1 pseudogene is annotated in these 698 nt (G+C 56.9%); it reads left to right on the plus strand.

Annotated features, from left to right (window positions below):
* Nucleotides 1-680: pseudogene (locus CWO89_RS48725) on the plus strand (IS5 family transposase); the annotation flags it as partial.
* Nucleotides 681-698 lie beyond the last annotated feature (18 nt).

A 698-nucleotide genomic window follows, 5' to 3' on the forward strand; every position in this document is an offset into this window, starting at 1 on the left:
CCCGGTCGCACAGGGGGTGACAATCGTTTGTTCCTCGAGGCCGTGCTGTGGATCGCCCGCACGGGCAGCCCATGGAGAGATCTGCCGCCGACGTTTGGCAACTGGAACACGGTGTTCAAGCGCTATCGCGATTGGGTGAAAGCCGGCGTTTTCAGGCAGATTTTCGACGCCGTATCGGATGATCCAGACATGGAGTTCGCCATGGTCGACGCGACAATCGTCAAAGTTCACCGCCACGGGCAGGGAGCAAAGGGGGGACCAAAAATCAGGCCATCGGCAAATCGAAGGGCGGCTGGACCACCAAAATCCTCGCGCTGACCGACGCGCTTGGGAATCTGGTGCGGTTTATCTTGCTCCCTGGCCATCGCTTTGACACCGTCGGCGTCGCGCCCCTGATCCAAGACATCGAATTCGGCGGCTTGATCGCCGACAAGGCTTTTGATTCCAACTGGATCATCGAAGAGCTGAACGAACGCAAGGCCAAGATCGTCATCTCGCAACATCAAAGGCGCGCCCAGCCTCTCGACATCGACAAGGACATCTATAAATGGCGCCACCTGATCGAGAACTTCTTCGGCAAGCTGAAGGAATTCAAACGCATAGCAATGCGATCCGACAAGACCGACAGCAGCTTCGAGGCGATGATCTACCTCGCCACCGCTGTTATCCATTCTAGATGAATCTCAACAGGCCCTAGC

Origin of the sequence: Bradyrhizobium sp. Leo170, assembly GCF_004296405.1 — a bacterium.
GTDB lineage: Bacteria > Pseudomonadota > Alphaproteobacteria > Rhizobiales > Xanthobacteraceae > Bradyrhizobium.